We start from the raw sequence: 9,747 nt of genomic DNA, 5'->3' as shown, positions 1-9,747 counted from the left end.
ACCAATTCTGTATCCCGCGTGATGCTCGCGGGTATCTGCGCATCCGGGATCGTTCCGCTTCCGTCCAGCGTGGCCACGCCGTTCGCTGCGCCTTTTTGCGATGTCGGGATGGCGCCGATGTCGGCAGGGGTGAGTGGGTCACTTCCCCCTACCGCATGTGTACTCTTGTGCGCTGTCGGCGGGAATGCGGACGGTTTGCCGAGGATGTCGGTCCAATTGACGACACCGACCTGCACCCATGCGCCTGATGTGTATCGTTTGAGCGCGTTCGGTGTCGTGCTAGTGTCGATCCACAAGTCACCTTCAACCGGCGACGCCGGAGCGGACGTGCCCTGCACGATATTCTTCTGCGCCGCAGCGTCAATGATGTCCCAGTTCTGATTGAAAGAAGCTCTGCTGACTGTCTCATTGCCTAGCGGCTTCAGGATTCCGAGTTTTGGGGTCGGGGTAGGCATCAGCTATACACCTCCAGCTTTGCCGTTTTTGATGTTTAGTGTTAAACTACATATGAGGTGATTATCATGGTAAAAAGATACAATGAACTTGAAGATAGGTTCTGGTCTCGTGTCCAGAAGACTGATAAATGTTGGATATGGGTTGGTGCGAAAAACAAGGCCGGTTACGGGAATTTTTATCTGAACGGAAAGTACCGGCCTGCTCATCGTGTTGCATATATGCTTAGATACGGATCAATACCTGACGGATACTTGATTTGTCATAAATGCGATAACCCAAGTTGTGTCAACCCTGATCACCTCTTTCTTGGAACCCCGACTCAAAATATGGCTGATAAAAGATACAAGGGAAGACTTCGTCCAGGCGATCATAGTGGCGAACACAACGGAAATGCATCTCTCACCACCGATCAAGTGGTCAGTATTCGCGAAAGGTTCGCCAGAGGAGAAACGGCTAAATCTCTTGCATCCGAATTCGGCGTTTCTTATCAATCCATTCAACGAATAGTACAAGGAAAGCAATGGAAGAATGCCCCTGGACCGATATTCCCAAGCAAAGCAAAACCTCGTAAGAGACTCACCGAGGAACAAGCCCGTGAAATCGCAAAACGTTACTGGACCGAAGACATTAGTCAAATGGAACTGGCTTTAGAATACAAAGTTTCACAAACAGCTGTAGGAAAGGCCGTACGTACATACAAACCTAAAGATCTTCCGCTTGTTATTATCAAAACAAAAAGATCATAGCTCGCGTACATCCCTAACTATATATTTCCAATTCATCCCATGTCAGGGAGAGGCTGTCCAATTGATCGAACGTCCACATCTTTTTGTCTAACTCATCCCACAGGAAGTAGTTGTACTCGTATCTCACATCGAGATGAGCAGGAAGGACTGCCCTGACAGCAGCTTTGAGATCGTCGATATTCGGTGGGACGCCAGTCGTATCGACAAACCGAATCGTCACCGTATACGCGGCATGATCCTCGATCACGTCGATTGCGCCTTTGTCGTAGCTCTCTGCGACCTTTTTGACTACGTACAGAGTAGCCGTGCCGTAACCTCTGATCCGTGAAACGATACGATCTCGCCGTTCGGAGTCTGGTTGATCTTGTGCCGGGGGAAGACCCAACTCCTTCTCCCACGTGTCCAGACCCCAAGTGGCCGTTCTCACGAAAAACTGATCCAGGGTTTCATCCAGCGCCTGACGAAGTTTGTCGAACTCAACGCCCTCCGCCTGCAACAATGCCCTCATCACGCGGCTTGTTTCGTAGTACCGAGGAAGGTACGAGAGCATTTCCTGCCCTCTCGTGCTCGTGATCGGATAGTCACTCACGTCAGCGTCACCGTCCCAAGCACGGCCACCTCTTGCTCTCCTATCACCACGTTAGCCGTTCCTCCGTTTACAAGCAGGTTTTGGTAGTCTACGACGCCAACCGTATCCAAAATGGCTTGCCCAATCCGGACGTATCTCACGTCGTTGTCGTCAGCTAATGCAAGCGACTTGAGGTAGTCGGTAATTGCCTGCTGCGCCGCCGCTTTCACGCTGCCAGCGTTGTATCCTGGGGCGATCGTCAACGTGGCTGAAACAGTGATCGTTACGGCTGTCACAGGCTCAACCTTCACTCTGGCGCCAATCGGAGCTTTTCCTTCGCCGGTATCCTTCGAGAAGGTGCTACGGTAGGTCGCCCGATCTATCCACACGGTCGTCGTGGTATCGGAGGTTAGTCTGGTAACGCGGAGCTCCATCTGATCCTGCCCGTTCCAGTAAAATTCCACAGACCGCATGTCATCGAATGCTGTCGATAGGTCGGTCGCTCGGAATGTCTTTACGGCATCCGTTGTACTGCTCGGGCTGACTTTCGCCCATGCGTTTCCAGACACGTTCCACACGCCGACTTGAAGCAGGTCCGAGGTTCCTGAGACGTTGTCCGCCTTGATCTTTGGTCTGACCTGCCAGATCCCGGGTTGCTGGAGGATCGTCTGCACTCCGGAGTGGGTGACTGTCGCTGCCCCGGTTGCATCATAGACCATCTTCACACTGTCTCCGGTATCATCGGTCTGCGTGGTGTCGATGCTCACTCCGTACCCGCCGATGGTCATCGTTTCTGCTTCGACCGTGTTCACCCAGGGAGGCGCGATGTAGTTTTGCACCGAATCAACCAGCGTCTGACTGGCCGGTGACTTGTTGGTGTCGATGATCGCAATGCTGACAGTTCCCGGTCCATCCCGAACAGGAATAACCGACACGCCTCCTACCCCCGGAACCTCCATAGCCCAGTTCACGTAGTCGGCTTTGTTACCGCCCGCTGATGGAGCCCGCACACGCTGGAGGTAGCGGGCCAATAGTGAGGCATCGTCTTCGGTGTCCAGACCGCCGGTTGTCGGCGCATCGTTGGTCACGGAGGCCACTCCCAGCACCGGCGTGACGATCACTTTGATGGCACCGGCTGGTACGTTTCCGGCCTTCCCTGGGTCGGTCGCCTGGATCGTCGCGTACACGGAGCCCGTGGCGTCAATGGTCACGTCCTGCGTCGTAACAAACGATACAGACGGCGTTCCGGTCAGCGGGTCGGCTTCAGTTGCAACTGTCAGGGCACCGGCCGGGATCGTTTTTCCTGGTGTTCCGGTTATCTTGATCTGCCCTTTCGCCGCCACCGCCGGTCTTCTGGTGATCCCATGCTCTTCACACCGCGAGTCCAGGTATGCACCGAAGGTTGTGGAGGCGAATCCACGCCGGAGCACCTCCTGCGCCCAGATAGCTGCCTGGGCCAACTCGATGGCAGCAGGAGAAACGGCGTCCCAAATATAAGAACCTTCCGTCTTATCCAAGTCGGAAGGTAAACTGTCGAACATCCTTTGTCGGATAGCCGTCTCCGTCTGCTCGCTCAAATACTCTGGTAGTGTAGCCACTTTATATCACCACGCTTCCTGATACGGTTCCGGTCTCCTCGCGAACATTTCGTATTTCACACGTAAAAAAGACGGCATTCTCTTTCCATTCGAACGTGAAGTTGTCAACGCTCGCCGTTCGAGGGTTTACCGTCAGGCATTCCGTCACGATTCTTCTGATTTCACTTTCGGTTCCAGCCTTCGTTAATCTCCTTGTGATCAAATCTTCGAGTTCCTGCCCGTGATTCCGCGAGTACACCAAATACTTGTATCGTTCGGTTGCCAGTGCTTTTTTGCACCATTCAAGCCAAGCGTCCACCCCTTCACTTTTGCTTACAGCGCCGGTTGGAGTTAAAACGAACTCGCCGACATCGAAATCAAAACGCCAACTCCGGCCAAATTGCACCTCATTTCGGTTCAACTCTGTGATCTCCGGGGTTGCTGTAGCGGTGTTCTTAGGAAACAAATTCGGCATTACCTGCTCACCACCTTACATACAACGACCAAGTCCTGACCATTATTTACTGGAGCAACAAGAACCCGGTCGCCTGGTTTCAACTCTGGTTTGAAGTTGATCTTTACGTTTCCTACCTCTTTTTGCAAAAAATCATAACGTGTGTGCGACGAAGTTGTTGCTCCGCTTTGAGGATTGCCAAGTTCATCGACCGGTGACGTTTCTGTTCCAACAAACGAAAATGCAGGAAATCCAAGCGTTGCCGTCCAATCTGCAATCAAATAGTCGCGTATCTCATGCTTGAACGAGTCAAGCTTAAGTCCTGTTTCCGTGATTGTTCCAAGTTCCAGAAACAATCCAGTCACTGCGCTGCTTGCGTGTCCCCTCATCCTGTCGTCCAGCATCCTCGCAATTTGATTGAACGGATTAGCCAAGGTAGATTCGCCTCCTGACCTGCTCCAATGTCTCAAGCTCAAGACTCATGTGCCCAGGATTGCCAAGGTTATGCGTAACGGATGAAACGATCAACTCGATTCCGTTCAATGACACTTTATCGCCAGCGCGGATTGTGTTGATATCGATTCCTGTCACACGGAAAGTCTCCTGCATGCCGGAAAGCATCTGTTGAGCGGCTTCTTTTGCCTCCGCTACCGTTTTGATTTCAGAATCCTGCAAAATCTTCTGGATTGTACCGTATTCCGCAGTCTCACCATCAACAATTGCAAGAACCGGGCTTTTTTGATCGTCGTCCGCTTGGCCAAGCACTTTGACGCGGGTGACAGCGCCTTCCAAAGTCCTGCGCTGTACGATCTCCTCAACGCCGCCTTCCGCTTCTAAAACCCAGATCGTCTGGTTGCTCCCGATCTCAAACAGTTCCAGTCCATCCGGTGTCATTCGTGGCCTGTACAATTTCCCGCCTTTTTTCGCTGTCTCTTTCAGGTCACTCATGATGTGATTGTAGATAGATGCTGGACGCTTCAAAGACTTCGCAAGCGAAATTCCTGTGTTCGGGACATTTCCGGAAAGCGGTATCTCCCATTGTTCGGCGTAGATACGGAGTCGTTGATCCGCAGTCTGACCATCTGGGAACAAATATTCCTCCTCTGACTTCGACAGGTTGATGGTTCGGTCATAAAATGTCACAGACAAGTGTTTAATTCCTCGTTTGACGCTTTCTATTTCCCACACAACACCAGGGTGAAGCAGGTATACCATCTGATTTCCTCCGAATGGTATCCCTGATACTCTTATTTCTTGCCCGGTAGCGATACCTGGAAAATCCGGAGTCACAGTCAGGGTTACTTCACCGCGATAGGCGATTTCGTCTAATGATTCAGTCAGTGTAATGTTCTCGACAAGTTCCCGCAGAAAGTACTGATTCTCCAAAACAACTTCGTATCGATTTCCGCCTGGTGTGATCATACAGGGATCACCAACTGTTGACCCGGCCTGATGATCGTTGGATCAGAACCAATCACGCTTTGGTTTGCCGCAAACAGGTCTTGCCAACGCCCACCGTCTCCAAGTTGAAGCTTTGCGATCTTCCATAGGCTATCGCCGGGCTTCACTTCATAGACCTTCGGCACAGGTTTAAGGTCAGGCCGACTCGCAATTCCTTGGTCTACATTCACCGGCGTAGCTGCTTCCGCCGTGGTCCGCACCTTGATTTCACGCCACGTCCGGAGAGTCAGGTCGTAGTAGATATCCCCCGGTTCCCCACCGCGAAACTGGCTTGTATGAGTGGCAACCAATACAAGGACATTGACAGGTGTATCTGTGATAATCAACCGGATCGGCTTCTCACTCGCCATCCACGCGGTCAACTGGTTCATGGCCTCCTGCGGGTCCGGGATGTCCGGATAGCGGCAATACGAAGCGTCGTACTCCGCCGGAAAAAAAGAAGAGAAGGTGATCTCTTTCACCTTCTGCCCGGATGCGAAGTCCACTTCGCCGATATTGATGATGTTGATCGTCTCGTACTGTTTCTCTCGGCGGATCACGATTTCGTCAATCGGATTCACCGGAAGATGAAGTTGCGGACCGGCTGGATCGATGAGGTAAATGTCCATTTCCATATCCCCCTTCAAATGAAAAGGACGCTCAATCAAAGCGTCCGATCATTGAATATCGATTTGTTCGTTTGTGTCATGAATTATCAACTGAGATAGCCCACTGTTGAAATTAACCCAATATTGTGCTTTAGCATCAGTCGACCGATCTTTTTCATAAAAAGTTACCCGAAAACCCACTAATCCGGAGTCATTTGTGTACTTACCCTTGAACTCACGACATATTTCCACCAACTTATTCTTTTCGATTTGCGGGACCACAATCGAGAAGTTTTGATAATTGAGTCCTGGCATTGTATCGACGATTTGATATCCATTCTCGCGAGGAGTGGTAAAAAAGGTAAACGTCCCCTTTGCTTCATAGTCAATTTTTGTACCGCCAGCTTTCGCCCAGATGATTGCCCATGTCTTTCCTTGAGGAACTAACTTTTCCGGATAAACGATATCCCAACCAAGCGTTTCGCCGGAAGAATTCTTTACATCCACCTTTACTGATCCGGTAAACAGTTGATCCTTATTGTTATTGGAAATATATACAACAACCTTTTGTTTTCCATCTTTCAAAACATCTTGGAAGTTCGCTTCCACAACAATATTCTTGAGAAACACTTCGTCATCGTTCTTAATGACTGTCTGTTCATCCACTTTGCTTGAACTATTTGTAGAAACTCGGTTGTCTTTTTTCGGTGTTTCATCTTCTCTAGTTTGGGTCCATAAGCCGATGAGAAGCAAAATCGCCAACAATACCGCCCCTATGCGAAGTGATTTTTTTCTTTCAAGATCTCTGTCTTCTTGCCTAAGCTCATTCGCTTCTGTTATTTTTACCTCATCGGCTTCCCCATTTTTATTCCACGCACGTCCTGTCGCCCCAAGGAATAAACCTAGAAGAATAAAAGAAGCAACCAGCTCAAGAAAAAACATAAAAACACCTCCTAGATGGGAATTTCACCCACTAGGAATAGTGTAAAATCTTTAACCTTTGTTTTCCAGTACTTTTTTCAATTCAGCGATGAATTTCCAAGCCAGCTTTTCATAGTCGATCGATTCGCCGCCCGTAGAAACGGTAATATTGGACACAGTGACCTGAATTCCGCCTGTGCCTGCGGCCACGGGAACAGGAGCGGTAACAACTCCGGAAAATCCACCAGCAGCATACGGTCTGACGCCCAAGTATTCGCCCGTCTGTTGCCAAAGTTCCAATGCCCGCGAACGCATACGAGAAGATAAAGGGATAATCGCTTCTGGACCCTTCTCAGCCACAAGACCAAGATGGGGACGTGTCAAAATTCCGCCGGTTGCATGGGGCGTGAAAAAGTTTTTAATTCTGTCCCAAAACGAAACATTTCTTTGTTCAAAAGTTGTATCCCCTTTAAAAACAGGTTCATTTGCCGGTGTGTTTTTTACTGCATCGAACGCACCTTCTGCCCATTGCATCCTGTTTTCACGAATCGCGGAGCTGGTTTTATCTGTTAGATTCAGTATCGCATCCCCTGCCTTTGCTCCAACGCTATATGCTCCTCCAACAACACCTCCAATTAACGCTCCAATTGTGCCAAAACGCATACCGATTCCTGCGCCGATTATCATCCCGAGAAAAGGATGATTTTTAATGGCTTCAGTGAACCCAGTAATTAACCCTTCTCCGATTGTAGATCCAACCGAAAGTGCCGCTTTCGAAATTGGCCCAGAAGCATTTTCTATGCCATTCGCAAGGGATGTCATTAAACTTGTACTCACTGCATCGATCTTTTCTTGCCCTCCGGATGAAAGCCACTTTTGATATACCTGAAAAAGATCATCAAAAATAAACTTAACTTTAGCCGGGAAGTCCAATTTTTGAAACTCGGGGTTGTCCAGATAACGAACTCGCACATAATTAAAGGCAGATTCCAATTTTGACAGAACCGCCTCAGCCGCTTCACGCCCGAAGTTGATCAATGCTGTTCTCCATCTTTTCACTGTGTCTTGGTTGCTGTCAAACCAGTCGGTGATCTTCCTCAGCCTCGGCCCCATCGCCTCATTGATTCCCATACCAACACTCCGGAATTGCGTTTTGATAAAGTCGGTGATCGTCGAAACCATGCCGCGGGTGGATTGGCTGAGTTTTTCGGCGCCGCCTGCAAACTTTTCCTCAGCCTGCGACAGGAACCCGCCGAATCCTCCCCACTGCTTAAACAGATCTTGTGATACTTTCATGCCGAATTCCTTCATTCGCTCGAATTCGCCCATCTGGGCATCCGCCAGGGCCTCGATTGCGTCTCGCATGGTCTTTCCTGGTGTCAAGGCTGCCATATCAGCAGAAAGTTTTACCAACCGTTTTGCGACATCAAGGTCACTGTCCGATATTCCGATAGACCTTGCTCCAGTTGGGAAAACATCCTCCATCTCAAAAGGGGTTTTGGCAGCAAATTGATCCAACCAGTTCGTAAAGTCTTGGGCAAGTTGTTTGTTACCCTTGAGCCAATGCTCCATAGAGATCGTTTGAGTTTCAAAGTCCATGGCAGCGCCGATAGTCGCCTCACCGAGTTTATGAACACCGAACATACCTGCCGCTGTCAAAGCGGCACCTTGGAGCGAAAAGACGGACTCTTTTATCCGACCAATGGTCCCCGTTGCAAGATCTTTCGCTTTGACAGTCACTGTCCACGTTTGGGAGGCGAGGCCGCGCAGGGCCGATTGTATGCGCTTGGCTGGACTCGTTATCTTATCTTCCAGTTTCACCGCCGGACTCATCCGCAACCTGTTGAGCATTTCCCCGCGCTTGCGTGTTGATTCGATGAATTTATCCATCGCACGCAATTCGCGCTTCGTCTCTTCTGTACCTTTTGTGCCTACGACGAGATCCAGGCGATAGTATTCACGTTCGGCCACGCATTGTCCCTCCCTTCTGCAGCTTCGGCCTTGGTTTCTCTGACAGTTCTAATTCAATTGAAGCAAGCAGAAAAATCTGCTCTCCGCGAGGCAGCGACCAAAACTCTCCGGGGCGCAGGTGGTGCCGCACAAATAGCGCATGCAGCATGCCAGCCAGCCCCCCGGATTTGATTAGTTTTTTACTTCTTCCAGCTCCGTATTGAACCCGGACAATTCCAGAACTTCATCGCCAAGTTGCTGGATTTCACCGGCAAGAAGGATTCTCTTCAACACTTCTTCCGGGCCGCTTGCTTGAAACTTCGCCTTCAATTTCGGGTCTCCCCAGTTTGGAGAAACCGTGGCCTGGACGATTAGGCCGATGTTGAAAGCTTCCTCGTCAAAATTTTCAATGACTCGGCCTTTCTTTTCTCTTCGGGTGGTGCACTCTTCTTTTAGATTGAACACCTGTTTTCCCGTGAGCGCCCGCAGTTTCACCGGAACTCCCAGGCGTTTCAACACAACGGTTTTTTCCGGAACTGTGTCCGCATCCAACAACCGTTGCAAAATCTGCTCCTCGGTCATTTTTTCAAAGTCCACTTCTTATACCCTCCCAACATTTACAAAGCAATGATCGGATCAAGCAATTCGTACCCTTCAAACGTAAACGGAATTTCCTCCATGACTTCCTCACCGGCCGTCCAGTTGGCAAGCTGGATGCGGTCCGGCATGCAGTTGATAAGCCGAATTCGTTCGAATCCGTAGGCTTCAGGGTCGGCCAATTTGGAGATGATATCGAACTTTGAGAAGCCGCGACGGATCATATCTGACGTGACTTTGAACCCGCTCATGGTGCCGGTTCCCTTTTTAGCACCCTTCTTATGAACGGTCCACTCCATGCCGGAAAGGCGCAATTCACGTTTTTCAATCTCGACGTTCGCTTCCAGATGATTGACGTTCGTCTGCCATACCCCATCGATATACACTTGGCCATACGTACCAAGAATAACGCGAGAAGGATCAAGCATGG

11 protein-coding genes and 1 pseudogene are annotated in these 9,747 nt (G+C 50.0%); 1 reads left to right on the top strand and 11 read right to left on the bottom strand.

From position 1 onward, the window contains the following. Window positions 1-455, bottom strand: a pseudogene (locus tag AC4ED1_RS10595) (hypothetical protein); the annotation flags it as partial. Window positions 456-521: 66 nt separating this feature from the next. Here AC4ED1_RS10595 and AC4ED1_RS10590 point away from each other — a divergent pair. Next, complete coding sequence (locus AC4ED1_RS10590) at window positions 522-1,202, top strand: HNH endonuclease (RefSeq protein WP_490938368.1); 681 nt, start codon at window positions 522-524, stop codon at window positions 1,200-1,202. Window positions 1,203-1,215: 13 nt separating this feature from the next. Here AC4ED1_RS10590 and AC4ED1_RS10585 read toward each other — a convergent pair whose 3' ends face one another. From AC4ED1_RS10585 to AC4ED1_RS10540, 10 genes are all read right to left on the bottom strand, one after another. Next, window positions 1,216-1,791, bottom strand: a complete 576-nt coding sequence (locus tag AC4ED1_RS10585; protein WP_490938366.1) for a YmfQ family protein — start codon at window positions 1,789-1,791, stop codon at window positions 1,216-1,218. Then, a complete protein-coding gene (locus AC4ED1_RS10580) occupies window positions 1,788-3,347 on the bottom strand; it encodes a baseplate J/gp47 family protein (RefSeq protein WP_490938364.1) in 1,560 nt (519 codons plus the stop codon). The genes AC4ED1_RS10585 and AC4ED1_RS10580 overlap by 4 nt, the downstream gene beginning before the upstream one ends. A gap of 22 nt (window positions 3,348-3,369) precedes the next feature. Further along, on the bottom strand, window positions 3,370-3,768 hold the full coding sequence (locus AC4ED1_RS10575; protein WP_490938362.1) for a DUF2634 domain-containing protein: 399 nt from the start codon (window positions 3,766-3,768) through the stop codon (window positions 3,370-3,372). A gap of 53 nt (window positions 3,769-3,821) precedes the next feature. Beyond that, complete coding sequence (locus AC4ED1_RS10570; protein ID WP_490938360.1) at window positions 3,822-4,235, bottom strand: hypothetical protein; 414 nt, start codon at window positions 4,233-4,235, stop codon at window positions 3,822-3,824. After that, a complete protein-coding gene (locus AC4ED1_RS10565) occupies window positions 4,228-5,223 on the bottom strand; it encodes an XkdQ/YqbQ family protein (RefSeq protein WP_490938358.1) in 996 nt (331 codons plus the stop codon). Before AC4ED1_RS10565 ends, AC4ED1_RS10570 begins: the two co-directional genes overlap by 8 nt. Beyond that, window positions 5,220-5,870 carry a LysM peptidoglycan-binding domain-containing protein gene (locus tag AC4ED1_RS10560; RefSeq protein WP_490938356.1) on the bottom strand — a complete coding sequence of 217 codons (651 nt, stop codon included), beginning with the start codon at window positions 5,868-5,870 and terminating at the stop codon, window positions 5,220-5,222. Before AC4ED1_RS10560 ends, AC4ED1_RS10565 begins: the two co-directional genes overlap by 4 nt. 48 nt (window positions 5,871-5,918) lie before the next feature. Further along, window positions 5,919-6,791, bottom strand: coding sequence for a hypothetical protein (locus AC4ED1_RS10555; RefSeq protein WP_490938354.1), 873 nt, complete (start codon window positions 6,789-6,791; stop codon window positions 5,919-5,921). 51 nt (window positions 6,792-6,842) lie between these two features. Then, on the bottom strand, window positions 6,843-8,741 hold the full coding sequence (locus AC4ED1_RS10550; protein WP_490938352.1) for a tape measure protein: 1,899 nt from the start codon (window positions 8,739-8,741) through the stop codon (window positions 6,843-6,845). 171 nt (window positions 8,742-8,912) lie between these two features. Beyond that, a complete protein-coding gene (locus AC4ED1_RS10545) occupies window positions 8,913-9,317 on the bottom strand; it encodes a phage tail assembly chaperone (protein ID WP_490938350.1) in 405 nt (134 codons plus the stop codon). 20 nt (window positions 9,318-9,337) lie between these two features. Then, window positions 9,338-9,745: a phage tail tube protein gene (locus AC4ED1_RS10540; protein WP_490938348.1), complete on the bottom strand. Its 408-nt coding sequence runs from the start codon at window positions 9,743-9,745 to the stop codon at window positions 9,338-9,340. Window positions 9,746-9,747: the final 2 nt, after the last annotated feature.

The sequence above is a fragment of the Effusibacillus sp. SKA8 genome (assembly GCF_058273125.1).
The sequence above is the reverse complement of the archived record's forward strand: the minus strand, read 5'-3'. Positions and strand labels throughout refer to the sequence as shown.